Genomic DNA, 23,301 nt, shown 5'->3' on the forward strand with positions numbered 1-23,301 from the left:
GAGCTTCTCGGTGTCCGGCAAGCATTCCTGCGCAGTCTCGACGCCGCGAAACTCCTCACCCCGCAGCGGTCCGGCGGCGGACATCGCCGCTACTCCCGTTATCAACTCCGTCTCGCTGCCCGCGCCCACGAGCTCGTCGCCGAAGGCACAGCTCTGGAGTCGGCGTGCCGGATCATCATCCTCGAAGACCAACTCGCCGAAGCTCGCCGTATCAACGCCGAACTCCAACACACCCAGCAGTGGAAAAACGGTTCCGGCGCCCCTCCCGAATGATTCCGATCCCGAACGCGGCCCCTGCGTAGTCACTCCGCGGTCAGGACCGGCTTGTACCGCGTGGGAGGATAGAGCCATCGAGATCGGGACTTCGATGTGAAACCCGGATCGATTTTGTTGGGAGTTTGTATGGCGCAGGGCATCGTGAAGTGGTTCAACGGCGAAAAGGGCTTCGGTTTCATCGCCCCCGACGACGGAACACCGGATCTGTTCGTTCACTTCTCTGAGATCTCGGGCAGCGGCTACAAGTCGCTCGAGGAGAACCAGCGTGTGGAGTTCGAGGTTGGCCAGGGCCAGAAGGGCCCGCAGGCCACCGATGTGCGCACTGTCTAGTTAAAAGACCATAAGGAGAGGGTCGCCCCCGCAAGGGTGCGGCCCTTTTCCTATGTCGCGGCGGTCTTTCGGGCTGCCAAACGAACACTTCGACAGAACCACCACACCCGATCGCGGCCCGAGAACACGACAGCCGGCCCGGTCCAAGACAGGAATCGCGACATGACCGAACCCACCCATCACGTACACCCAGTCACCATGCACGTGAATTCACGCCGCCCCCGCCAACCGCGGGCAACGATCACCAAAACAAAAATTCTCGAAGCCGCTGCGCGAGCATTCGCTGACGACGGCTATGCCGCCACCTCAATGACCGATCTCGTCGCTGCCTCGTCATCGACGAAAGGTGGAATCTATTTCCACTTCGACTCGAAAGAGGCGATAGCTCGAGAACTCGTCACGCACTGGTCGAGCGCGCTTCATCATGCATACTCCGCGACACAGGAGTCACCGCAACACTCCGTCGCCGACATCAGCTCGTTTTTCCGGGATCTTGCGGCCAGTGTTGCAGTCAGTTCACTGGCACGTGCCGGTCTCCGACTCGCTGCGGAAACCGGAATCGACGGCGCCCGAGAAGCATTTGCCTATTGGGTCGATATCACTAGCCGGCTCGTCGCTGCTGCGATCAAATCAGGAGAGCTTCCTGACAACTCCGTAACGCGTCAACTCGCGTGGAATCTGTGCGCGGGATTCTTCGGAACCGTCACTATCATCCGAGTCGTCGGCGACCCGGGCGATTTCACCACTCGGATGCAGAACCTGGCCGACGCGCATCTTTCGGCATGCGCGAGCGCGAAGATGAGTTGACAATCCGGAACCGCTATTGTCACCGCAGCAGGGGGACGCGCAGCAGTAGTCGGAATACCCAACCTCGGGCTCCTCGCAGCAATCGAGTAAGGGGCAGATTTGTCGCGATTATCGCTGCTCAGAGGGTCAGGACCGCATTGGAGTTCCCGGGTACCGACTGAATCCAGATGGGAGGGGATTTTGGAGAGGTCCGCGAACAGTCGCGAGAGTAGCGCTGCGCCATCGACCTTTCCTCGCCGACCGCCTGGTGCGGTAGCGAAGCTGGTTATGTGGGCGATGTACGAGAACGGTTATAAGTGCTGAATTATGCTGTGCTGCAGCGCCTTCGCTGGCGCAGGAAGGGAAGTATCGTGCAGCGATCTCAGATCAAGTTTCGGGTCAGGTAGGCAAGACGTGTCTGGTTCGCAGTCTGCGAGACAGCGGCGTGGGGCACGAGGCTGTTGAAACCGTGGAATCCGCCCGGCCATACGTGCAGCTCGACTGGCACGCCTGCGTGGGACAGTCGGGTCGCGTAGTCGACCGCCTCGTCCAGAAAGATCTCGCTGCCGCCGACGTCGATATAGGCAGGCGGCAGACCGGAAAGATCGTCGGCCCGCGCCGGGGAGGCGTATACGGAGACCTCCGGGCCGCCTGCGGCGTCTCCCAACAACGCAGTCCAGCCTGTCTCGATCCCCGTCTTGAAGTTGGTGCTCTCGACATCGGGCATGCAACTTGAAGGCGTCAGCATCCGGTCGTCGAGCATGGGGCAACCAAGCATCTGGTACCTCAGCGCCGGACCTTTTCGATCGCGTGCGAGTAGTGCCACCCCGGCGGCAAGGCCGCCCCCGGCGCTGCTCCCGAACACCACGATCCGGTCAGGATCGACTCGGAGCTCGTCGGCATTCTGTGCTATCCATTCCAGACCTGCATAGCAGTCCTCGACCGGGGCAGGATGGGGGTGCTCAGGGGCCAGTCGGTATTCCACGGACACGGCAACGATGCCGAGGGTTTCGACCCACTCCGCCAGAGCGATCGCCCCCAGGTATCGATCTCCAGCAACCATTGCCCCACCATGTGTGTGGTAAACGGCGGGCCACGGTCCTGCGCCGCGAGCGGGTGACATGATCAACACAGTGATGTCGGGAGCGCCTGCAGGGCCGGGAATCAGCTTCTCCGCGACGATGACTGTTCCGTCGCGTGTGAGTTGGTTCGGGCTCGGTCGATGGTTGGTAAATCTGCGCATCTCTGCGATGTTCATCGGTTCGATTCCGGCTCCGGGGAGACTGGCTCGCCCAACTTCGAGTTCGGGGTCGTAGGGCGGTCGGATCGATGTCACTGCGGTACTTCTCACGCTTGTTGCTCGTTCCTCGGGAAGCGTCGATATGGTCGTCACAATCGTCTGTGTTCGGCATCTGGAAGTCGACATCCAACTGTCGGCAATCTCTGCCGTCTGGCCGACATTTGGCGAATATTTATCCCGCCGTAGCGATTTCATCCCAGATCAGTGCGATCCAGGGCTGTCATTCGGCTCGTCCATCGGGCTGTGTACAAAATGGAGTGCTTGCAGCGCGATATTTGCGCGGAGTACCCCGCCCGAGGATCCCAAGTCCCATCCGACTTTCTGCTCAGTTCGCGCGATACGGGTGGCGATCGTGCTGTGATGCATGTGCAACAACACCGCGGCCTGTCGCAGAGAACCGGTTTTACACAGGGCAGCCAGAGCGGCAAGATCTTGTCTGCCGTGTTCTGTGGTGGCGAATTCGGCGAGCGCTGCGACGTCTGCGTTTGCGAGCAGTCGTTGCGACGGGATGTCTGCCAAAAGCGCGAGGGCACCGAGATCGTCGTGGTCGATGACAGCGGACTCGGTGCGGGCAACGCTGAACTTGAGCGCGAGCTTGCCTTGCATCCAGGACTGCGGTGCCTGGTGCGGCAGAACGGCGCTCCCCACTCCCGCTACTATGCCTGACGCCGCTCCCTTACCTGATTTCCAGTTAAGAGGTGACACGTGCAGATTTCCGCGAAGATTCGAGGGGATGGCGGAAATGTTCGACCGGGGCTGCAAAACGACTGCCGCGACTGTTCCGATCGTGGCAACCCTTACCAATTTGGCTGTCGGCAGCCCGTAGCCGACCAGTGTTTTTGCTGCTTCCCCGGGATTTTGCTGATCTACCGTGGATACTGCAACCATCCGCACCGGTCGTGACGGGTCGAGTCCGAGCAGACTGATCGCGCGAGCTCGATCTTCCGGGGAAGGTGACTTGGAGATCAGGAGTTCGATCAATGCGGGATCCGCCAAGTCTGTCGGTGCTAACCGGTTGGGGGGTGTGAGGAGGATTCGAGCGGCCATTGCAAACCGTTCGAGAACGAGCCCGTCCAAAGGATGGGGCGGTCCCGAGCGCTCGAGCCACACTGAATGTCCGTCGAACCAGCTGGCAGTGAGCGAGGACGTTGCGTGAACTCCGTCGAGCTGTCGGCCGTCGGAAGTGAAACGAATTACGGAATGATCGGGACGGTGGATTCCTGCAGTGCACTGAGCCAGCGCAGCAGTGGCCCGTGTCAGTGCTCCTGCCGGTACTCGCGCTTCGATGAGGGTATCGAATGCAGCGATGATGCGTACAGCTGCTTCCGCGCTCGTATCCAGCCCTGACAGCTGCGTGATCAGTTCAAGCATGCGTCCCACACTAGAGGGCCTCCCAAGTTACATGCCAGGTCAAAACAAGAATGTATTTCAGCGGTACGTGGAGTACGTCGTTCATCTCAGCCGCACCACACAACGTGCAGGTGTTGCGCGAATCGCACCATCACTAACTCAAATGTGTTCGATCACTGCGCCAGATTTGCGCGCACACTCACCACCCGACTGGTCGAGGAGTCCGCCACCGTCGTCGTTGAAGAGTTGAATGTCGCCAGAATGACCCGATCCGGAGGCGTCTACAAGAAAGGCTTGAACCGCGCTCTCCATGATGCGGCGCTCGGCGAGATCCGCCGTCAGGTCACCTACAAATTGGATTGGGCAGGGACCGGTCTGGTGGTGGCGGATCGTTGGTATCCGTCGAGCAAGGCCTGCTCGAACTGCACGGTAGTGAAAGCCAAACCGCCGTTGAAGGTTCGGATATTCGTATGCGATGCGTGCGGGTTTCGCGCGGATCGTGATCGCAATGCTGCCCCCAACCTTGCTGCACTCGCAGCGAGTATTGAGGGTGGCGCGTCTTCGGCGAGTTGCGGACGAGACGTTGATCAAGATGCTCGACAGAAACTAAACGTAAGACCCGCCACCCCGCGGGCGGACGGTATTGCTGCGGGAACTCCACATGGTGGTGAACGTGGTCGGGGCAATCCGGCCACTCGTGTTGGGTGCACCAAACACCGCTCAATGTGAACGGCTTCTAGGGTTGACGCGCTAGGCGTCGGCCAGCAATTGCTCGAGTCGGTGCTTGCAGAACGCGGTGATGTCCATGTGCTCACCGAGTTGCAGGTGAGTGGACAGGCGCAGCAGGGGTAGTGAGAGTTGCACTGCCGCCAGCACCTCGTTGAAATGCAGGTTTTGAACCTTCCATCCCGTCAGCTCCTCGTATCGAGCGACGGTTTCCTCCCGGGTTGGGGTGCCGGGAAGGGCAGGGTGTCCCTCGAACTCGCTGCATGCCCAGTCCAGGAATACCAGCCAGGCTAGGTCGGCCTCGTGGTCGCCTAGATACGCCATCTCCCAGTCCAATACTCCGGAGACTTCGAGGTCCGGGCTGTAGAGGATGTTCGACATGCGTGCGTCGCCCCAGACAAGAGTCACGTGCTCCGGCTCGTAGATATTGTCCTTGAGCCAGGCCAGGGCTTTCTTGAAGATGGGCGGCAGGTCCGGCGCCGCCCACGGCAGCGCCGCGTCGAAGTAGTTCACGGCCTGTTCGACGGGAGTAGTACCGAACCTGGGGTACGCGAGAAATCCGAGTTGGAGATCCGCTGGGTCCAGGCGGTGAACATGCGCGATGGTTTCGACGCACTCCCACCACATCTTCGCCCGGCCGACCTCGTCGGCTTCGAAGTAGTTTCCGGCGGTGTGGTACGACGGAAAGTCGCTGGGGGCCTCGGCATTTGCGATGCGATCCATCACGTAGTACGGGGTGCCGAGCGGGTTGTCTCCTTCTTCGATCCAACGCATGTGGGGGACCGCGAGGTCGGTCGGTTCGAGGCGTTGTGCCACCAGGAACTGGCGGCGAAGGTCGTAATCGGGGAACAGGGAAACCTCGGGCGGGCGTCGGAAGACGAATCCCGACGACTCGTAGGTGGAGCCTTCGAGGTCGAACAGGTATGTCTCTGTGGAGAATCCGCGTTCGGTGCGCTTGAAGTTGACAATCTTCGCCTCCTGAGCACCCGGGATGCGTTCCCGGACAATGGGTTCGAGGGCGGCCGCGAGTTCTTCCGGGGCGATGCGATCAGCCATTGTTCTGGCCGGTTCGGTTATTGCTCCAGTCGGTGTAACCGTAGCGAGGGTTGACGCCCATGAAGACCATCTCGACCAGGCCGTATCCGACCTTGTCGCCCATCTTGACCTCACAGAGCGTCTCGGACAGCATGCTGACCTGGCGGATCTCGTTCAGGTCGGAGAGGTCGACGTCGAAGCTGTCGCTGAAGTCCTTGCCGCGGTACATGCCTGACGCGTAGCCCTTGTACTCGTCGTAGCCTGCGAGTCCCGGCCAGAAGTCGCATACGGGCTTGACCTCGATGACGTCCGTGGAGCGGTCGGCGCGGTGCACGGTGAACGTGCCGGACTTGACGACGCGGAGGTCGTCGCGGAAGTCAAGGTCGTGCTCGACGTCGATGATGGGCAGCGGGTCCTTGCCGGAATCGATCGGGAAGAGCACCTCGCCCTCGAACTGCCAGCGCTCACCGGTGTGGGTCTCGCGTTGCGCGAAGTGCACCACTTCGTCGTCGAACTGGAAGATGCCCATGTAGTAGAGGACGCCGGCGGGTACCTCGGAGGGCTGCATGTTCCCGCCCTCGGTCAGGCTGCCGCCGCCGCCGCCGTGGCGCACGCCCCATGAGTGGTCGCGGCCGAACCACCAGTTGTCGGGGTCGATTTCGATGCGCTCGCCATCGATCTCGATCCAGCCGGTGATGGTGCCGTTTTGGTAGAACCGGCGCGCGTCCTCGCGGACCCGTCCGCGGCTGCGGTGGAAGGCCGCTGTCTGCTCGTAGACCGGGAAGTCGCCGGTGAAGTCGAGTTGCAGGCTCAGGCCGTGCTCGTTGGCCTCGACGGTGGAGCTCACCTTGCGCAGCGGCTCGACGATTTCGTAGGTGTACGGCCCGACGCTGAACGCGTTCAGGGCTCCGGTCTGCGGGTTCAGTTCGGTAGACAGGCGGACGACGCGAGCCTGCTCGCCCTTGCGGGTAACCATCGCGTAGGCGTCGAGAACGTTGCGGTTCGGGTATTTGGCGATGCCGGTCATGATGCTGATCTCGCCGGTTTTGTCGAAGCCGTACATCACGATGCGCTCGGTCCAGCGCAGGTCGCTCTGCGAGACGTGGTCGAGAGTCGTGGGGAGTTGGTGAATGAGCAATTCGTCGTGCGGAGTGATCACTGCCGGACCTTTCGTAGGTGAACGGGTGAAGTCGATGAACTGAAGCTAATCTATTACGGAGCACACCGCAACGTAATAGTTTCGGTGAAATTCGTCAGGTAGTGTCCGCGAATGTGGATGAACGCAAAGATCGTCGTATCGGCACCGCTGGAGTAGGGCGACCCCGTGACCCGCAGGTAGACCTGGCAATTCTCGCTGCCACCCGGGAATTACTGGCTGAGGACGGCTATCAGAAGACCACCATCACCGCGATTGCGCGTCGGGCGAACCTGGGTACCGCTGCGATCTACCGACGGTGGGCAACCCGGGAATCGATCATCGAGGACGCGGTTTTCAGTATGCAGGATGCGGCGTTGCCGGTGACTACGTCGAACCTGCGTGACGATCTCGTCACCTGGACGCGATGGTTCCTCACACAGGTTGCGGAACCGGCGACCCGTGCGGCTATTCCGGGTTTGCTTTCGGCCTATCACGTCGAGGATGGCGCGTACGAAAATTTGGTCCATCGGTCTGAAGATCCGGCCCGCTTCGCGATGGTCGAGCGGGTGCGTGCCGAGTTTCCGGAGCGTTCTGATGCTGACATCGTCGCCGCCGCCGATGTTGCGTTCGACTTCCTCGTTGCTGCCACCATCATGCGCGGGCTTACCAGCGGCCTCGCCGACGCCGATGCGTTCTGCTCCCGTACCGCCGGTTCGTTGCTTCTGCTGATTACTGAGACTCGCGCTGCGCTCCAAGGGAATTGACGGGCTCCGGCCGATCCGAGCCAGTGAGTAGTGTGACGAAATTGCGGAAGGCGGCCGGCATGTCCACCTCGTCCGGTGCGAGTAGCCATTGGATCTGTACGCCGTCGATGACCGCGATCAGTAATGGCGCGGCCTGTTCGGGGGTGAGTCCGCCCGGCAGTTGGTCGCCGAACTCCATGCGCAGCAACACGGCCATGCCCGCTCGTAGGGAGGCGTAGCGCTCGGTAAAGAACTCACGCGCGGGGTGCTGTCCGGTCGCGCTCTCAGCGGCAAGTGCAGTGAATGTCTGGACCATCCCGGGCCGTTCGACGTTGAACTCCACGACCTGTTCAAGGTGGGATAGTCGCACATCCGCCGTGTTCGCGAGAAGTGCAGCGGTATCCCATTGGTCGCGTGCTTCGAGCACCCCGATCAGCAGGTGTTCTTTGCTCGGGAAATAGTGCAGAACACCCGGCTGAGTCAGACCGACTCGCTCGGCCACCGCGGCGATGGTGGTAGAGCGATATCCACGCTCCGCGATCTCGGCCATCGTCGCGTCGAGAATGGCCTCGCGTCGGGCCTCGGCCTTTGCCGCGCGGCCACCCTTTTGTCGCTCAGTCATGACGTGAGCCTAGCGACGAGAGCGCTGGTCGGGCGCGGCGCCCCGTCAGGATCGGGTATGTCTCGGAGTCCATCAGGGACCGTTCTGGGAGAGTGCGGCGGCCATTAGCCCGGCCTCTTGGCTCTGGGTCGCCATGATGTCGCGAGCTGCCTGCTTGACCGGGCCATGGGTGAGCAGGGCGTCGGCGGCTCGAGCCATCTCGACGCCGCCGAGGTGATGGCGGTACATCAGCTGGAGGAACAGCACTTCTGCGTCGTGTCCGCGGGCGCTAGCGAGGCCGTCGAGTTCCGTCATGGTCGCCATTCCGGGCATGAGTCCGGTCGGCGAGTCAGCTGGGCGGGAGGAAGGTGAATGCTTATGTGCAGCAGTGGTATCTGCAAACATCCAGGACATGGGCTGCCGGTTGGTGGGTGGTGCTTCGGCGAGGCGAAGCCAGCCGAGGAACGTGCCGATCTCCACGGACTGGGCATCGCGAATCTGTCGGGCCAGTGCGGCGATACCGGGGTCGACGTCCGGATCGAGGCGCTGGACGATCTGTACGGCTTGCTGGTGGTGGGCCGCCATGTCTTGGATGAAACCGATCTCGGTGGCGTTCAGTACCGGGTCGGCGACGGGTGGGTTCACCGGCGCGAGCAACGGGCGCAGGGCTGCCCCGATCACCAGCAGCAGCACTGCCAGCGATGTGAATGCGAATGCGCGCACAACGGCGGATCGTGTCATGACCCGATGGTCGACTGCTGGTTCGCGGGCGGGCTGTACACGTCATTGTCGAGATGCAAAGCCAAGAAACCGTTGTCGGAGCACGTAACCCACAGTTCGTTGCCATGCCATGCCGGCGGTGAGAAGCACCAGTCGGTGGACAGGTCGCCGCCGGCGAGCATGCCGGTACGCGGCGACAGCGCTTGGGCGGGATCGAACTCCCCGCGACTGTTGGCCGCAAGCGCCGACGGAAGTGCGAGCACCGGGAACCCGATGATCGATGCCAACGCGTGCGGCGAGTTCCACCGCTCGAGGTTGCGGCCCGTCATTGCGGGCGGATTGAAGTAAGCGATCTCCCGTACATCGAATGGATCCCGCACATCGAAGACCCGGATGCCCGAGGATTCCCAGCCGCAGGCCAGTGCCGTCGGATCCACCGGCCGGTCCGCTGTGCAGTAGTGGGCATCGTAGGCGAAGGCAGATCCGCCTGCTGCCGAAGCCATTTGGCTGTCGATGTTCTCGGGGAGGTTGATCTCGAGTTTGATGCCACCGACGATCTTCGGGTTGGCGTCATCGGCGACGTCGATCAGTTTCACTCCTCCGGAACCGCCTTCGTCGACGGTGAACAGGTAAGGGTCGCCGCCGTACGTCACGGCGATGCTGTGCTGGGTTGCCACTCCGTCGGTCCAGGTCATCTGAGCCAGCACGGGCAGTTGAGGATTCGGGTCGCGCCGCTGCACCGCGCTGGTGTCGAGGACTCTGAGGCCGCCGGCGTTGTCCGACAGGAACATCCGGTTGCCGTCGGGGCTGAAGCCGAAGCCATGCGACGACGGGCCGGACATGCCCTGCCAGATCACTCGCGGGTTGGTGGGATCGTCGAGGTCGACTGCGCTGACGAGTCCCGGGGCTACGCCTGACGACCAGTAGGTACGGCCGTCGGGGGAGAACCCGCCCTCGTGGGACGTGATGGGCAACGGCATCTGCAGGTTGGTCCCCGCTCCCAGATTGAGCAGCCGGGGATGTGCGCAGTCGGAGATGTCGTAGACCGAGAGCAAACCCGACCCGGTGAGTGCCGGAACTCCGGTGCCTACCAGCAGCTTTCGTCCGGAGTGGACCTTGAGGCTTTCCCAGGTACCGGCGAGCATGGCCGGTTCGGTCAGGTTCACGGTCGGAACCGGGTTGGCGGGATCGGAAACGTCGAGAACTTGCACTCCTGGCGCCGGCCCGAGGAGGTTGCCCGGGAAGATTGTGCCCAGGTAAGCGCAGTGGTCGAACGCCGCGGAGACGATGCCGGCGCCGCGGCCGGCAAAGCCTCCGACGCGAGAGATGTTGCAGCTGTAGCCCTCGGTGCTGCGTCCGCTGTCCCGGTCGGCTGCGGGGACGTCGCCCTGCAGTCCGGTTTCCGGCATCGAGCCCGGCCCGCAGTCAGCAGGCTCAGCCACGATCCGGCTGACATCGTGCGACTCGATCACCACCCCCGAGGTGTCGGTTCGGGGGTCGGCTGAACTGACGACGGGCAGTATCAGTGCCAAGGTGGCCGCGACGGTGAAAACGCGAACGGTGTTCAAGGACTTCATGTTTGAGTCTCTCTCGAATCGGACACCTTGGCCCGGATGAAGTTGTAGCGATACGTCGTTTCTGATAGTTCTCCGCGTAGGTGGGGCCTCAGCGCACCGTCAGTCAGCAGCCTCGATGCGAAGGGTGAGAGGACAATCGGCCGACGAGCTGCCGACCTGGAGGTCGTACGAGCCGAGTCGATAGATCCAGTCCCCGCTCTCCTCGTCCCAGATTTCGAAAGCACGACGCGGCAGAGTGATTGTCGCCGTTACAGTTTCGCCGGCGCCTGCTTCGATGCTCGCGAAGCCGGCCAGCGCTCGGGCCGGCCGCGACGGGTCGCCGTCGACCGGAGCGAGGTAGACCTGCACGACCTCGCGACCGTGCCGGGATCCGATATTGCGAACACGGACTGTGACGGTGTCACAGTCCCGCTCGACGCTCTCGTACGCCCACGTGGTGTAGCCGAGGCCGTGCCCGAACGAGTACGCGGGTGCGACATCCAAGCGGTCCCAGGCGCGGTAGCCGATGAACAGGTCTTCGGAGTACGTGAGCTTGCCGTCGACCGGGGTGACGTCCGTGACCGGGCAGTCCGCGAGAGTGGCAGGCCAGGTAGTGGGCAGCCGACCGCCGGGCTCGGCCGCACCGGTGAGCACCTCGGCCAGCGCCGCGCCGGCGTCCTGGCCGGGGAACCAGGTCAGGAGCACCGCGGCGACGTCGTCGCGCCACGGCATCTCCACCGGGGCACCGGAGTTGACGACGACGACGGTGCGCGGATTGACGGCGACCACGCGGGCGACCAGCTCGTCCTGGCGTCCGGGCAGCTTCAGGGTGGTGCGGTCGAAGCCCTCGGACTCCACCTTGTCGGTGGTTGCCACGACGACGACGGCTACGTCGGCCTGGGCTGCGGCGGCCTCGGCCTCGGCCATAAGTTCCTCGGGGTCGCGCTGCGGTTCGAGGTGGCCCAGACCGGTGCTGACGATGGCGATGGGGGAGCCCTCCATCTTCATCGGCTCATACCGCAGGGCAACCTCGACGGTGCGGCCAGCCTCGAGCTCGACGACGGCACGGTCCTTCGGGGAGCCGAAGAGCATCTCGAACGGGTCGAAGCTCTCCAGCGTCTGCTCGCCTTCGAATACCGTCTGGCCGTCGACGATCAGGGTGAACTGGCCGATGCCCTTGGTGCCGAAGCGGTGCGGGCCGGACAGCTCCGGTGTGAAGGTGCCGGCGATCTCGATGGTCTGCAGTGACGGGTAGTCGATACCCTCGGGGAGATCGCCCATCCACATGATGTTGCCGTCCGCCAGCGGGAGCTCGCGCTGCAGCGAGCCGTCGGCGTTGAGGCAGCGGGCCACCAGAGTGAACCCGCGGTCGGCGATGCCCATATCGTCGCTCAGCACCGTGCCGACGCTGTAGCTCAGCGCGTCCGCGGGCAGCGAAGCCTTCAGCCCGTCGAGGGGGGAGACGACGGCTTCGGGGAACACCATGGCGGAGCCGCCGCCGAGTACCCGAGCGTCGCGTGCGGCCAGGCCGATCAGGGCGACGGTGGACTCGGTCGGGGCGATCGGCAGGACTGGAATGTTGTCGATGGTGGCGTTGCGGGCGAGCACAAACGACCGGCGGGCAACCTCGCGGGCGATCTCGCGGCCGTCGATCTCGGCGGGGAACTCGGTGACGGCGGCCGGTGCTCCCTCGAGCAGGCCGACCCGCGCCGCGAGCAGCAGGACGTGACGCACGGCGTCGTCGACCACGGACTCGTCGACCTCGCCGTTCTGGACTGCCTTGACCAGCAGTTCGCCGTAGACGTTGGCCGGACCGGGCATGGCGACGTCGAGGCCACCGAGGATGGCGCCCACCGTGGAACGCGTGCCCATCCAGTCGGAGACCACAATGCCGTCGAAGCCCCACTCGTCGCGGAGCACTCCCTTGAGGAGCTCACTGTGCTCGCTCATCGTGGTGCCGTTGACGCTGTTGTAGGCGGACATGATCGCCCACGGTGCGGCGTCGCGCACGATCGCCTCGAAGGGAGCGAGGTAAACCTCGCGCAATGCGTTCGGGGACACGATGTTGTCGACGAACATGCGGTCGGTCTCGGCGTCATTGGCCACGAAGTGCTTGACGGTGGCGCCGACGCCCCCGGACTGCACGCCTCGGACGAAGCCGGAGCCGATAGCGCCGGTGAGCAGCGGGTCCTCGGAGTACGCCTCGAAGTGTCGGCCGCCGACCGGCGTGCGGTGCATGTTCACGGTGGGAGCGAGCAGCAGGTGCACACCTTTGCGGCGAGCTTCTTGGGCGAGCAGCGCCCCGGCGCGGGCGATCAGCTCAGGGTCCCAGGAGGCGGCCATGGCGGTGGGCGACGGCAGCAGGACGGACGGGTCTTCCGGTCCCCACGTGGCGCCGCGGACGCCGACGGGGCCGTCGGACATCACGATCGAGCCGAGTCCCACCTCGGGGAGCGGGGGCAGTGTCCAGATGTCTTGGCCCTGGAGCAGTCGCGCCTTCGCGTCCAGATCCAACTTTGCGAGGGCTGATTCGACGGCCTCGTGAGTTGATTCGTCGTGCATTGTGTACTCCTTCACCATGGGGTTTGATGCGTCGGCCCGAGGGTTGGTCGTCGGCTTACCGGTCTGCTGAACGGTAATACTGCCATTATGCCTAATGTTCACTAGGTGTTGTTATTAAAAAGTTATAAAAAGTACGATACGGAGGTGAGGTGCACCCGTGAAGGCTTGTCCGGATATGCGGATGCTTGCCGCATTGCGACCCGCCTACTGGTCTACGCCCCGTGTCGAAGATTCGTCTCCGGCAAGGCAATTCGTGTTTGTAACAATTAAATAACAAAGCCTAAGGCTCGCTAGGTTTTGTCGTTAGTCTGCAGCTTATGAAAAGTCTGATGAGCAAAGGTGTAGTGCTCCTCGCCGCGGCAACCCTGGTTCTGCTGGGATCCGGTGCCAGTGCGCAGGCGGGCGGAATCGTCTCCGGCGCCGAGCCGACGGCAACTGTCGAAATCAGCAAGTCCGTCGACGACATGTACTCCCAACGTGGACCGTGGGAGGTGAGCAAGCAGGCGGGGTTCGGCTGCTGCGACTCCTCCGGTCACAAGTTCGACGTCTGGTACCCGACAGGCGTAGGGGCAAACGGCGACCGGCACCCGATCATCACCTGGGGTAACGGCACCTTTGCGCATCCCTTCCAGTACGACTACTTGCTTTCACACCTGGCGTCCTGGGGTTTTGTCGTGATCGCGCCCGACAACACCAATACCGGCTCGGGGCAGGAGATGCTGCAGGCAGTGGACTTCCTCAAGGGGCAGGACAATGACCCGTCGAGCGTCTTCTATCAGAGCTTGGATACCGACAACGTCGGCGCAATGGGGCACTCCCAGGGTGCGGTCGGAACACTCAACGCTGCGATCATGGCGGGTGGTGCAATCAAGACTGCGGTCCCGATCGAGCTTCCCGGCCAGTTCATGTGCACCCTCAACATGCCGAAGCCGGATCCGGCGATGAACGTCTGCACGAACCCCCAGGCGCTGACCACGGGCTCGGTCTTGTACATCAATGGCACCGCCAGTCCCATTGCGCCTTCCACGCAACCGCTTCCGTGGGAGCAGATCGGTGTTCAGTCCATGCAGGGCTACTTCGACGCCACCCCGAACTCGGTGCAGAAGGCCAAGGCGACGCTGATCGGCCCGAACCACAACGACATTCAGGGTCAGCCCGGCTGCCCGCCGAACGATCTGGGCTGCGTAAACGGAGTGCAGGGATTCCTCGGTGTTCTCACCGCCTGGAACATGGACACACTTCAGGGAGATGAGTACGCCCACGGAGCTTTTGTCTCCGGCACCGGCTCGATGTTCGGCCTTCCCGCCTGGATCAACCAGGCAAGCAACATCACCGGCTGACACCGGCAAGGTCAAACGCGATCGGTTCCCACCAGCTTGAATGGGCAGGTGGGAACCGATCGTGCTTTTGTGTCTCTCGGTCAGATGAGTTCGACGATGGTGGCGTTGGCCATGCCGCCGGCCTCACACATGGTCTGGAGACCGTACTGAATTCCGTTGTTACGCATGTGATGTACGAGGCGCGTCATGAGAATTGCGCCCGATCCGCCGAGTGGATGCCCAACGGCGATGGCGCCGCCGAGCGGGTTCAGCAGCTTTTCGTCCGCACCGGTCTCGGCGAGCCAGGCGAGGGGCACGGGAGCGAACGCCTCGTTGACCTCGAAGGCGCCGATGTCGTTGATGGACAGGCCCGAGCGTGAGAGCGCCTTTGCGGTGGCAGAGATGGGACCACTGAGCATCATCACCGGGTCGTCGCCGGTGACCGCGACGGTGTGGATGCGGGCAATCGGATCGAGACGGCGTTCCGTAGCGATCTTGCTGGTGGTGATCAGCAGTGCAGCAGCGCCATCGGAAATCTGGGATGCGTTGCCCGCGTGGATGACTCCGTCGGCCTTGAAAGGGGCCTTGAGTGTTCCGAGCTTGTCGATCGAGCCTCCGCGTCGCAGGCCCTCGTCGACGGCGAGCTTGCCCTCGATGGGTGCGAGCTGTGAATCGAATGCGCCGGAGTCGATGGCCGCAGCGGTGAGCTCGTGGGAACGTAGCGCGTACTCGTCGAGCGTGCGACGGTCGAGGTTCCAGCGCTCAGCCATCATCTCGGCCCCGAGGCCCTGGCTGAAACTGTCGACACCGTAGCGAGTCTGAACACTCGGCGGTGTTGCCGAGCTGCCTTCCTTGGCGGCGCTGCCCATGGGCACTCGGGTCATGGACTCGACTCCGCCGGCGATGATGAAGTCCGCGTGCCCCGCGATCACCGATGCCGCAGCGAAGCTCACCGACTGCTGGCTCGACCCGCAGGCACGGTTGACGGTTGTGCCGGGAACCGACTCGGGCCAGCCCGCAGCCAGTGCGGCGGTTCGAGCAATGTTTCCCGCCTGATCGCCGGCCTGCATGACACATCCCCAGATGATGTCGTCGATCTCCGCCGGATCAAGGCCGGTACGGGCGGTGAGGGACTTGAGAATATGTGCGGAGAGGTCCGCGGGGTGCACGTCGGCGAGGGACCCACCTCGCTTTCCGATGGGTGTCCGAACGGCGTCGACGATGACAGCGTCGTGCATGGATGCTCCTACTGTTTGTGGGTGGGGATCTCGAAGTGGTGAGTGGTCGTCGCCTGCGAGCTGGTTCGACTGGACCGCCTGGCGTCTGATGTGGTGCTGGGAAATTGCACCGTGCCATCGCAGAGCCGTCCAGGTCTCGTGGCGGGACTTCCACGTTAGCGACTTCCGTAACGTTTCGCTCCGTAATGGAGGGATCTGATTCTGAGTTCCTCACCCGAGCGAAAGGTACGCCTATCGCCTTGGATGCGACGGAAGGTACGTTCGCTCGGAATGGGGTGGGGATCACCGTGCCGGATTCGGGCGTTCACCGCACCGGTCGCCGGTTGAACAGGTGCCGAGCCCACACGTAGGAGAGAACGGCGATCGCAACGCTCCACGCGATTGCCAGGATCGCGTTGTTGCCGATCGGACCGCCGAGCAGTAGGCCTCGCAGTGTTTCGATGATCGGCGTAAAAGGCTGGTATTCGGCAAACCATCGCAATCCGGTCGGCATCGACTCGGTCGGAACGAACCCGCTGCCAAGAAAAGGTAAGAGCACCAACAGCATTGGTAGATTACTTGCAGTCTCGACGCTCTTGCTGACGAGGCCGAGTGCGGCAGACAGCCAAATGAGGGCTGTGGTGACCAGAATAAGTAGACCGATGGCCGCGATCCATTCGACCAGTCCGGCCGTGGGGCGGAACCCGACGGCGATGGCCACGGCGATCACGATCACGAGGCTCACCGCCGTTTGTAGAATGCTGCCCAGAACGTGTCCCGTCAGAACTGACGTGCGGGTGATGGACATGGTGCGGAACCGCGCGATGATTCCCGCCGTCATATCCATCGCCACTGAAATGGCTGTCCCTTGCGCCGCTGAAGCCACGGTCATCAAAATGATTGCCGGTGCAACGTAATTGACGTAGTCCGCCCGGCCGCCGCCTCCTGGGCCGAGTCCGTTTCCGAGGGTTCCTCCGAGGACGTAAACGAACAGCAGTAGGAAGACGACCGGCATTCCCGCCAGCATCAACGTCATCGACGGATATCGCACGATGCGTCGGAGTGTGCGGCGCACCATGGTTTTGGAATCCTGATAGGCAAAAGTCATGGTTGTCATCGCGTCGGGGTCCTTTCGATACCGGTGAGGGTGAGGAACACGTCATCGAGATCAGGGGTATGGACGGAGAGTTCCTTGACATCGATCGAGTGAGCGTCGAGTTGATCGAGAAGTGAGCGCAGTGAACTGACTCCGCCGTCACTGGGAATCTGCAGGACGAAGGCGGCGTCGTCGCGCGACGATTCCATGAGAACTTCTGCTGCCGAATCGAATTGGATTCTGTCGGCGAAGTGAAGGCGAATATGTCCGCCCGGAATACGTCGTTTGAGTTCTGCGGCCGTGCCTTCGGCGACGATCCTGCCCTGATCGAGTACGGCGATGCGATCCGCCAATTGGTCGGCTTCCTCGAGATACTGAGTCGTGAGGAAGATCGTGACACCGTCGCCGACCAACTCGCGGATGATCTGCCACATGGTGCGTCGGCTACGAGGGTCGAGTCCGGCAGTGGGCTCGTCCAGGAAGATGATCTCGGGCCGGCCGATCAACGTCATTGCGAGGTCGAGGCGTCGACGCATTCCGCCGGAATATGTGGATGCGAGTTTCTTCGCAGATTCGACCAGATCAAACTTTTCGAGGAGTTCGGAAGTGCGACTGCGACGTTCGTCTCGGCTCAGATGATGAAGGTCGGCCATCAGGAGGAGGTTCTCCTCGCCGGTCAGGTAGTCGTCGACTGCTGAAAATTGGCCGGTGACACCGATATTCGAACGTATGGCATCAGGATCGTCGGACAGGTTGTAACCCGCGATTCGGATGTCGCCACCGTCGGCCGGTGTGAGTGTGGAGAGAATTTCGACGATGGTTGTCTTGCCGGCGCCATTGGGGCCGAGTAGCGCGAAGATGGTTCCGCGGTCGACGGAAATGTCGATGCCGTCCAGTACCGTCTTGTCGGAGTAGGACTTTCGTAAGTCTGTTGCAGTGATAGCAGTGGTGCTGGTCATCAGCGTTCCTTTCACTGGGTGGTGGGGGGCTCCGCACGTCGAATGACGATGTCGCCGTAGCTGGTATGTGCGTGGACCTCGACCCGGCGCTCGGTGGAGGCCGGTCCGTCGGTGGTGGTCATCTGGTTGTCGACGCGGCCGAAGGATGTGTGGGCGTCGAATCGGGCAGCGGTGCCTGACCGCACTCCGATGTGTATCTTCCCGGCAGCGGTTTTAGCTGAGGCAACTCCGCTTTCGAGGTTGCCGAGACGGATGTCGCCGTTGGCGGTAGCGGCAGTGACGTCGGATTGGGCGCTGTCTACGACAACATCGCCGTTGGCTGTTTTAGCCTTCAGAGCGCCGGCTACCACTCCAATCCTGATGTCGCCGTTGGAATTCTTGACTACCGCGCTGCCGTCGATGGTGCCGAGGTGGATGGTCCCCGATCCGGTGCTTGTATCGGTATCGCCCCTGATGTGTTCGACGGAGACAGTGCCGGCGCCGGTGCTGACGTCGAGCGGCCCAGTGGTGCCGAGAGTGCAGTCACCGCTCGAGAGCTTCAGGCGGGACTTCCCGAGGGTCCCGGTGACGTGGAACGTCGCGAGTGAGGCGTTACCGTCGAGTTGAGAGCCGGCGGGTAGTTGGATTGTCACCTCGATCGAACCGGTCTTGCCGAAAATGCCGAGTCCGCGTTGCTTCGGCGCCTTGATCTGGAGCCTTCCGCCGGCGAAGTCGACTCGAGTTTGTTCTGCCACGCGAACATCTGCTTCGTGAGAGCTGTTGCTGGGCAACACTTCTACGAGGGTATCCGCACTGTCGCTGGCAGTGATGCGGACGTTCCCGACGGGGAGGTCGATGCTGACCGAGATGGGGCTGGGGGTGCTGAATGTGGGCATGGTGATACTCCCGATGAAGTCGTCTTCGGTTGCGAAAAAGGTTGGCGCGTCGGCAGGGCGGAGTGTCAGTGCACCCATCCGGTGAAGCTTTCGGCACCCTGGGATGCGCGTTGTCTCGGAGCGGTTCGGCTGGTGCCGCCGTCCAAAGTTGTTGCCGCGCAGCGAACGAGCCACGCATTGACGGAGATTCCGGCGTCACGTGCGGCGGCATCGACCCGATCCTTGAGCTCTTGGCCGAGCCTCAGATTGATCCGCGTCATAGTTCCGTCGTCGGCTTGCGTGATCAGCGGCGGCGCAGCGAAGTCGGGTTCAACCGCCGCGCTCTCGTTCGGTGCCGGCGTCACGACGAAGCTGGGTTCATTTCCGCGGAGGCGGAGGTCGACGGAACCCGGTGCCAGGTCGCGGGTGATTTCAGCAGCAGCCGCAGATAGTGCGTCGAGGAGCGTCAGTCGGATCGCTGATTCCAGTGGCGCCGTCAATCGTTCAGCGAGCGCCCGGGCGTCGTCTCCGCCCGCTTGTGCTGCGACTGCCAGTTCGTGACGGAGGTTGTCGACGTACGGTCTCAAGTCCATGGCACCACTATGGCACCATTCGTGTGCCATCACAAGAGTTTGGTGGCGCCGAATGTGGCGTGCGCACGCGGGCCTTCTCGCCGAGAGGGCCGAACAAGTGCAAGATCTCGACAACCTGGTCACCTGTCGGGCCGAACCAATGGGGTTCCGAGGTGTCGAATTCCGCGACTTCTCCGGGCCGGAGTACAATCTCGTTTTCGCCGAGGATCAGGCGTAGTTCGCCGGCGAGAACATAGAGCCACTCGTATCCGGCATGTGTGACAAGTTTCGGTGGACGGGGCCCGATTACCTGCTTGAAGACCTGAACTCGGCCCGGATAGCGCGTCAACGGCACTACGGCACTCCCGTTCCGGCGCCGACTCGGTGTGAGGTGAACTCTGGGGTCCCCGGTCGCGGGTGCTCCAACCAGTTTGTCGAGTGCCACACGATGGGTTCGGGCAAGAGGCACAAGCAAATCGAGGGTAGGGCGGCGCTTGCCGGACTCGAGTCGTGACAGTGCACTGACGGAGATGCCGGTGGCGTCGGACAGAGCTTCGAGGGTCATGTCGCGATCGCGTCGAAGTGCCCGCAATCTCGGTCCGATATCGCTGAGCATCTTCTCCAGTTCGGCATCCATGCGCTCATCTTTGCAGTTTCCGCAAATTTCCTACCGAGTTCGGGTGCCCGGTTGCGACGATCCTTTCGACAGGCGACTACGGCACAGCATCAGCACAAAGGGAGTCCAACCATGAAACCTTCGAGCGGAATCGATAGACCGCCGGCGATCGGAATGCATACCCGACGGCGGTGGGGCGTCCTGGCAATCTGCTGCACGAGCCTGTTCGTGGTCGGATTGGACACGACCATCGTCAATGTCGCGTTGCCAACGATCGGGGAGAGTTTCCATGTCGGCATCGCTGGTCTCGAATGGGTCGTCAACGCATACACACTCGTTCTGGCGAGCTTGCTGATTTCGTCCGGAACCCTGGCCGACAGGTTCGGCCGCAGACGCGTTTTCCAGCTCGGACTGGTCGTCTTCGGAGTCGCGTCGATAGCGTGCGCACTTGCGCCGTCGGTAGGCGTGTTGATCGCCGCGAGAATTGCACAGGGCGTGGGTGGTTCGATGTTGAGTCCGGTTGCGCTGGCAATAGTGGTCAACGTGATGACCGACCCGAAGGAGCGAGCCAAGGCGATCGGCGTGTGGGCCGCGGTGTTCGGTCTGAGTATGGCCATCGGGCCGATCATCGGCGGAGTGCTCATCGAAAGCTTCGGCTGGCGATCCGTGTTCTGGGTCAACGTCCCGGTGATCGTGATTGTTCTGATGTTGACTGCCGTCTTCGTGCCGGAATCGCGCGCTCCGCAGCCGCGAAAGCTCGACCTGCCGGGGCAACTATTGTTGGTCGCTGTTGTGGGCGGCGCGGTGGGACTGCTCATCGAGGGCCCACGAATCGGATGGACGTCACCAAGTGCGGTGACCGGATACAGTGCAGTCGCACTAGCTTTGGCCTCGTTTGTTGCTGTCGAATCGAGGAAAACCGAACCACTCGTCGACCTTGCACTGTTTCGGCACAGGCCCTTTTCTGCGGCGGTTCTCGGGGCAGTCGTGGTGTTTGTTGCATTGAACGCGACACTGCTGCTCGGCACGCTCTATCTGCAACAAGCACGCGGCATGACCCCGGCTGCCGCGGGCGTCATGATCCTCCCGATGGCCGTTGCAGCAACCGTGTGCGCGCCGCTGTCGGGCATTCTGGTCGGACGATTCGGGCCGCGGTTACCGCTTCTGATCGCGGGCAGCTTCACCGCATTGGGTGGTCTGTGCCTGGTATCTCTCGACAACAACACCGGACTTTCAACTGTGCTGGTCGCCTACCTGTTTCTGGGTATCGGTTTCGGTTTCTCGAATGCCCCCATCACCAACACTGCTGTCAACGGACTGCCGAAATCGCAAGCCGGACTTGCCGGTGGAATCACTTCCAGTGCACGACAGTTCGGCGCTGCTCTCGGCGTCGCATTGGCCGGCGGCTTTGTCGCGAACACTGTCGAGTCGGACGTCGCGCAGGCATCACACGCGGGGTGGATGCTCGTTGTCGGGTGTGGGTTGGTGGTTCTTGTCATCGCCGGTGCATCGGCTCACTCGGCGGTGGTTCACCCAGTACGGGTGATTCCAACGAACCCTCCGGCCGGATAGAGATGTGGGTGTAACCGAACGCCGTAACCGAACGGGGAGTGCCATGTGCCAGAACCATCAGGACGCAGCACCGGCCACTGTGACGGTGAATCGCGAAGCCGTCGCGCGGTATGCCATGGAGGACCGGCAAGATTTCGTGGATGCGGATCGTGGCTTGATCGCTCCGTTGCCGGGAAAGGTGTTCGGCGATGACGGTCACGTGGTGTTCGACCCGGAGGCGATGGCGTACCTCACCGACGACACTTCTGCGCCGGATACCGTCAATCCGAGCTTGTGGCGTCAGGGCCAATTGATGCGCCGGGGCGGGCTGTACCAAGTCACGGATCGCCTGTATCAGGTGCGAAACAACGACCTCGCCAACCTGACGGTCGTAGAAGGCGATGAGGGCCTGATCGTCATCGATTGCATGGCGGGCGTTGAATCGGCGCGCCAGGGCATGAAGATGATTCGTGAGCACGTCAGCGACAAACCGGTGGCGGCAATTATCTACACGCACACACACATCGACCACTACGGCGGCGTCAAGGGAATCGTCGATGTCGACGACGTCGCGTCGGGGAAGGTGCCGATCATCGCGCCAGGCACGATCGCGTCGTTCGACAAGTTCGCAATCGGTGAGAACGTGGTTGCGGGTAATGCCATGGCCAGGCGTTCGTTCTACGCATTCGGCGGACTGCTCGACCTCGGGCCGAAGGGGATGGTTACGTGCGGGATCGGAACGATCAGCACCAAAGGTCCACTGGTCTCGTACATTTCCCCCACGGACAGCATCACCGAGACCGGAACGAAACGAGAAATTGCCGGTCTGGAGTTCGAATTCCTCTACGCACCCGACACCGAGGCTCCGGAGGAAATGCACATCTGGATCCCCGAACTCGCAGCGCTGACCTGTGCGGAGAACGCCAATCATTCGCTCCACAACATCCAGACATTGCGCGGGGCACGTACGCGCGACGCCCGCAACTTCGCCCGATATCTGGATGAGACTCTTGAACGATGGGGAGACGACGCAGCAGTTCACTACGGTCCGCACACCTGGCCGGTGTGGGGCAACGAGAACCTGGTGCCGTTCATCGAATCCCAAAGAGACACATACAAATACATTCACGACCAAGCACTGCGTCTGGCAAACAAGGGGTACACACCACTCGAAGCTGCCGAGGTCATCGAGCTACCGGAGGAACTCGGCCGTAAGTGGTACAACCGCGGATATCACGGAACCCTGCACCACGACGTTCGAGCCGTCTACACCAAGGAGTTGGGAATGTGGGACGGCGATCCGGTGTCGCTCCATCCGCATCCACCGGTGGAGTCGTCCAGACGGTTTGTCGATCTCCTTGGTGCACAGAAGATTCTGGACGAGGGTAAGCGGGCTTTCGATGCGGGAGACTACCGCTGGGCCGCTGAGATCCTGCACAAGTTGGTGTTCGCGCAACCGGAGAACACCGAGGCGAAGAACCTCCAGGCCGACGTCTACGAGCAGATGGGGTATCAAGCCGAAGGGCCGCAGTGGCGCGGAATCTACCTGTCGGCCGCCCTGGAATTACGTGAAGGCTCGCAACCTCCGCCCTACATCACGGCGAGTGAGGACAGTGTCCTCGCGATGCCCATCGACATCCTGTTCGACTTCGTCGCAGTACATCTCATCGGGGACCAGGCGGCTGATGTCGATCTCCGCATCGATTTCGTGTTTACCGATCACGACAACGAGACGTGGACTACGTGGGTCAAGCGTGGCGTACTCAACGCTAGGCGGGGAGCGGCGTCGAACACACATCTGACGGTGTCGGGACCGAAACCTGCGCTGATCGGTGCACTTTTGCAACCCGGTGCAGCGCCTGAGTTGGCTCGGGCCGGGAAGATCTCGCTCGACGGCGACGACTCGGCATTGAAGACGTTGGGAGAGTTGTTGGATACCTTCGATCCCAGCTTCAATATCGTCACGCCGTAGCTTGTAGCCGAAGGGACAGATT

Annotated in this window: 22 protein-coding genes and 1 pseudogene; 9 read left to right on the plus strand and 14 right to left on the minus strand. The window is 62.3% G+C overall.

Going from position 1 to position 23,301, the window contains the following annotated elements; translation table 11 throughout:
- The 4 genes and pseudogenes from MTX36_RS19920 to MTX36_RS19935 all read left to right on the plus strand — a co-directional run.
- Window positions 1–273, plus strand: a 273-nt coding sequence (locus MTX36_RS19920; protein WP_243621408.1) for a MerR family transcriptional regulator, incomplete at its 5' end; no start/stop codon positions are given.
- Between the two features lie 129 nt (window positions 274–402).
- Window positions 403–606, plus strand: coding sequence for a cold-shock protein (locus MTX36_RS19925; RefSeq protein ID WP_243621409.1), 204 nt, complete (start codon window positions 403–405; stop codon window positions 604–606).
- 162 nt (window positions 607–768) lie between these two features.
- The gene (locus tag MTX36_RS19930) at window positions 769–1,413 is read left to right on the plus strand and encodes a TetR/AcrR family transcriptional regulator (protein ID WP_243621410.1); all 645 of its coding nucleotides are present in this window, start codon (window positions 769–771) and stop codon (window positions 1,411–1,413) included.
- Between the two features lie 3 nt (window positions 1,414–1,416).
- Window positions 1,417–1,500 (plus strand): annotated as a pseudogene (locus MTX36_RS19935) (hypothetical protein); the annotation flags it as partial.
- 274 nt (window positions 1,501–1,774) lie between these two features.
- Here the strand turns inward: MTX36_RS19935 and MTX36_RS19940 are convergent.
- Together MTX36_RS19940 and MTX36_RS19945 are read right to left on the minus strand one after the other, a co-directional pair.
- Entirely contained in the window at window positions 1,775–2,743 is a 969-nt protein-coding gene (locus MTX36_RS19940) for an alpha/beta hydrolase (RefSeq protein ID WP_243621411.1), read from the minus strand.
- Window positions 2,744–2,893: 150 nt separating this feature from the next.
- Window positions 2,894–4,063 carry a CdaR family transcriptional regulator gene (locus MTX36_RS19945; protein WP_243621412.1) on the minus strand — a complete coding sequence of 390 codons (1,170 nt, stop codon included), beginning with the start codon at window positions 4,061–4,063 and terminating at the stop codon, window positions 2,894–2,896.
- Window positions 4,064–4,207: 144 nt separating this feature from the next.
- On the opposite strand from MTX36_RS19945, the gene MTX36_RS19950 reads away from it, so the two are divergent.
- On the plus strand, window positions 4,208–4,771 hold the full coding sequence (locus tag MTX36_RS19950) for a transposase (RefSeq protein WP_243621413.1): 564 nt from the start codon (window positions 4,208–4,210) through the stop codon (window positions 4,769–4,771).
- A 21-nt stretch (window positions 4,772–4,792) separates the two neighbouring features.
- Here the strand turns inward: MTX36_RS19950 and MTX36_RS19955 are convergent, their stop codons facing one another.
- Both MTX36_RS19955 and MTX36_RS19960 read right to left on the minus strand, forming a co-directional pair.
- Window positions 4,793–5,824 carry a phosphotransferase family protein gene (locus MTX36_RS19955; RefSeq protein WP_243621414.1) on the minus strand — a complete coding sequence of 344 codons (1,032 nt, stop codon included), beginning with the start codon at window positions 5,822–5,824 and terminating at the stop codon, window positions 4,793–4,795.
- On the minus strand, window positions 5,817–6,962 hold the full coding sequence (locus tag MTX36_RS19960; RefSeq protein ID WP_243621415.1) for a hypothetical protein: 1,146 nt from the start codon (window positions 6,960–6,962) through the stop codon (window positions 5,817–5,819). The genes MTX36_RS19955 and MTX36_RS19960 overlap by 8 nt, the downstream gene beginning before the upstream one ends.
- 113 nt (window positions 6,963–7,075) lie before the next feature.
- Here MTX36_RS19960 and MTX36_RS19965 point away from each other — a divergent pair, with 113 nt between their 5' ends.
- The gene (locus MTX36_RS19965) at window positions 7,076–7,705 is read left to right on the plus strand and encodes a TetR/AcrR family transcriptional regulator (RefSeq protein WP_243621416.1); all 630 of its coding nucleotides are present in this window, start codon (window positions 7,076–7,078) and stop codon (window positions 7,703–7,705) included.
- Here MTX36_RS19965 and MTX36_RS19970 read toward each other — a convergent pair.
- The 4 genes from MTX36_RS19970 to MTX36_RS19985 form a co-directional block, all read right to left on the minus strand.
- The gene (locus MTX36_RS19970; RefSeq protein ID WP_243621417.1) at window positions 7,671–8,306 is read right to left on the minus strand and encodes a TetR/AcrR family transcriptional regulator; all 636 of its coding nucleotides are present in this window, start codon (window positions 8,304–8,306) and stop codon (window positions 7,671–7,673) included. The genes MTX36_RS19965 and MTX36_RS19970 overlap by 35 nt on opposite strands.
- Before the next feature lie 72 nt (window positions 8,307–8,378).
- The gene (locus MTX36_RS19975; RefSeq protein WP_243621418.1) at window positions 8,379–9,026 is read right to left on the minus strand and encodes a DUF305 domain-containing protein; all 648 of its coding nucleotides are present in this window, start codon (window positions 9,024–9,026) and stop codon (window positions 8,379–8,381) included.
- Entirely contained in the window at window positions 9,023–10,582 is a 1,560-nt protein-coding gene (locus MTX36_RS19980) for an LVIVD repeat-containing protein (RefSeq protein WP_243621419.1), read from the minus strand. Before MTX36_RS19980 ends, MTX36_RS19975 begins: the two co-directional genes overlap by 4 nt.
- A gap of 99 nt (window positions 10,583–10,681) precedes the next feature.
- Window positions 10,682–13,123 (minus strand): glycoside hydrolase family 3 protein, encoded by a 2,442-nt coding sequence (locus MTX36_RS19985; RefSeq protein ID WP_243621420.1) that lies wholly within the window; start codon window positions 13,121–13,123, stop codon window positions 10,682–10,684.
- Between the two features lie 329 nt (window positions 13,124–13,452).
- Between MTX36_RS19985 and MTX36_RS19990 the strand changes: the two genes are divergently transcribed.
- Window positions 13,453–14,463, plus strand: coding sequence for a hypothetical protein (locus MTX36_RS19990; protein WP_243621421.1), 1,011 nt, complete (start codon window positions 13,453–13,455; stop codon window positions 14,461–14,463).
- An 80-nt stretch (window positions 14,464–14,543) separates the two neighbouring features.
- Here the strand turns inward: MTX36_RS19990 and MTX36_RS19995 are convergent, their stop codons facing one another.
- The 6 genes from MTX36_RS19995 to MTX36_RS20020 all read right to left on the minus strand — a co-directional run bounded on the left by MTX36_RS19995 (window position 14,544) and on the right by MTX36_RS20020 (window position 19,777).
- Window positions 14,544–15,680, minus strand: a complete 1,137-nt coding sequence (locus tag MTX36_RS19995; protein WP_243621422.1) for an acetyl-CoA C-acyltransferase — start codon at window positions 15,678–15,680, stop codon at window positions 14,544–14,546.
- A gap of 304 nt (window positions 15,681–15,984) precedes the next feature.
- Window positions 15,985–16,776: an ABC transporter permease gene (locus MTX36_RS20000; RefSeq protein WP_243621423.1), complete on the minus strand. Its 792-nt coding sequence runs from the start codon at window positions 16,774–16,776 to the stop codon at window positions 15,985–15,987.
- Window positions 16,773–17,714 (minus strand): ATP-binding cassette domain-containing protein, encoded by a 942-nt coding sequence (locus MTX36_RS20005; RefSeq protein WP_243621424.1) that lies wholly within the window; start codon window positions 17,712–17,714, stop codon window positions 16,773–16,775. The genes MTX36_RS20000 and MTX36_RS20005 overlap by 4 nt, the downstream gene beginning before the upstream one ends.
- 11 nt (window positions 17,715–17,725) lie before the next feature.
- Entirely contained in the window at window positions 17,726–18,589 is an 864-nt protein-coding gene (locus tag MTX36_RS20010; protein WP_243621425.1) for a DUF4097 family beta strand repeat-containing protein, read from the minus strand.
- 65 nt (window positions 18,590–18,654) lie between these two features.
- Entirely contained in the window at window positions 18,655–19,161 is a 507-nt protein-coding gene (locus tag MTX36_RS20015) for a CopG family transcriptional regulator (RefSeq protein ID WP_243621426.1), read from the minus strand.
- A 7-nt stretch (window positions 19,162–19,168) separates the two neighbouring features.
- Window positions 19,169–19,777, minus strand: coding sequence for a helix-turn-helix domain-containing protein (locus MTX36_RS20020; protein WP_243621427.1), 609 nt, complete (start codon window positions 19,775–19,777; stop codon window positions 19,169–19,171).
- Window positions 19,778–19,888: 111 nt separating this feature from the next.
- Between MTX36_RS20020 and MTX36_RS20025 the strand changes: the two genes are divergently transcribed.
- Together MTX36_RS20025 and MTX36_RS20030 are read left to right on the plus strand one after the other, a co-directional pair.
- The gene (locus MTX36_RS20025; protein WP_243621428.1) at window positions 19,889–21,328 is read left to right on the plus strand and encodes an MFS transporter; all 1,440 of its coding nucleotides are present in this window, start codon (window positions 19,889–19,891) and stop codon (window positions 21,326–21,328) included.
- Between the two features lie 43 nt (window positions 21,329–21,371).
- Window positions 21,372–23,279, plus strand: coding sequence for an alkyl/aryl-sulfatase (locus tag MTX36_RS20030; RefSeq protein ID WP_243621429.1), 1,908 nt, complete (start codon window positions 21,372–21,374; stop codon window positions 23,277–23,279).
- The last annotated feature ends 22 nt before the right edge of the window (window positions 23,280–23,301 follow it).

Origin of the sequence: Rhodococcus sp. ARC_M6 (assembly GCF_022810305.1) — a bacterium.
Taxonomy (GTDB): Bacteria; Actinomycetota; Actinomycetes; order Mycobacteriales; family Mycobacteriaceae; genus Rhodococcus_F.

Excerpts from the sequence above, each read along its gene's own strand:
- MTX36_RS19975 (WP_243621418.1), bottom strand. The coding sequence starts at position 9,026 with ATGACACGATCCGCCGTTGTGCGCGCATTCGCATTCACATCGCTGGCA.
- MTX36_RS19925 (WP_243621409.1), top strand. The coding sequence starts at position 403 with ATGGCGCAGGGCATCGTGAAGTGGTTCAACGGCGAAAAGGGCTTCGGT.
- MTX36_RS19945 (WP_243621412.1), bottom strand. The coding sequence starts at position 4,063 with ATGCTTGAACTGATCACGCAGCTGTCAGGGCTGGATACGAGCGCGGAA.
- MTX36_RS20000 (WP_243621423.1), bottom strand. The coding sequence starts at position 16,776 with ATGACAACCATGACTTTTGCCTATCAGGATTCCAAAACCATGGTGCGC.
- MTX36_RS19970 (WP_243621417.1), bottom strand. The coding sequence starts at position 8,306 with ATGACTGAGCGACAAAAGGGTGGCCGCGCGGCAAAGGCCGAGGCCCGA.
- MTX36_RS19990 (WP_243621421.1), top strand. The coding sequence starts at position 13,453 with ATGAGCAAAGGTGTAGTGCTCCTCGCCGCGGCAACCCTGGTTCTGCTG.
- MTX36_RS20010 (WP_243621425.1), bottom strand. The coding sequence starts at position 18,589 with ATGCCCACATTCAGCACCCCCAGCCCCATCTCGGTCAGCATCGACCTC.
- MTX36_RS20020 (WP_243621427.1), bottom strand. The coding sequence starts at position 19,777 with ATGGATGCCGAACTGGAGAAGATGCTCAGCGATATCGGACCGAGATTG.
- MTX36_RS19930 (WP_243621410.1), top strand. The coding sequence starts at position 769 with ATGACCGAACCCACCCATCACGTACACCCAGTCACCATGCACGTGAAT.
- MTX36_RS19955 (WP_243621414.1), bottom strand. The coding sequence starts at position 5,824 with ATGGCTGATCGCATCGCCCCGGAAGAACTCGCGGCCGCCCTCGAACCC.
- MTX36_RS20015 (WP_243621426.1), bottom strand. The coding sequence starts at position 19,161 with ATGGACTTGAGACCGTACGTCGACAACCTCCGTCACGAACTGGCAGTC.
- MTX36_RS19985 (WP_243621420.1), bottom strand. The coding sequence starts at position 13,123 with ATGCACGACGAATCAACTCACGAGGCCGTCGAATCAGCCCTCGCAAAG.
- MTX36_RS20025 (WP_243621428.1), top strand. The coding sequence starts at position 19,889 with ATGAAACCTTCGAGCGGAATCGATAGACCGCCGGCGATCGGAATGCAT.
- MTX36_RS20005 (WP_243621424.1), bottom strand. The coding sequence starts at position 17,714 with ATGACCAGCACCACTGCTATCACTGCAACAGACTTACGAAAGTCCTAC.
- MTX36_RS19980 (WP_243621419.1), bottom strand. The coding sequence starts at position 10,582 with ATGAAGTCCTTGAACACCGTTCGCGTTTTCACCGTCGCGGCCACCTTG.
- MTX36_RS20030 (WP_243621429.1), top strand. The coding sequence starts at position 21,372 with ATGTGCCAGAACCATCAGGACGCAGCACCGGCCACTGTGACGGTGAAT.
- MTX36_RS19995 (WP_243621422.1), bottom strand. The coding sequence starts at position 15,680 with ATGCACGACGCTGTCATCGTCGACGCCGTTCGGACACCCATCGGAAAG.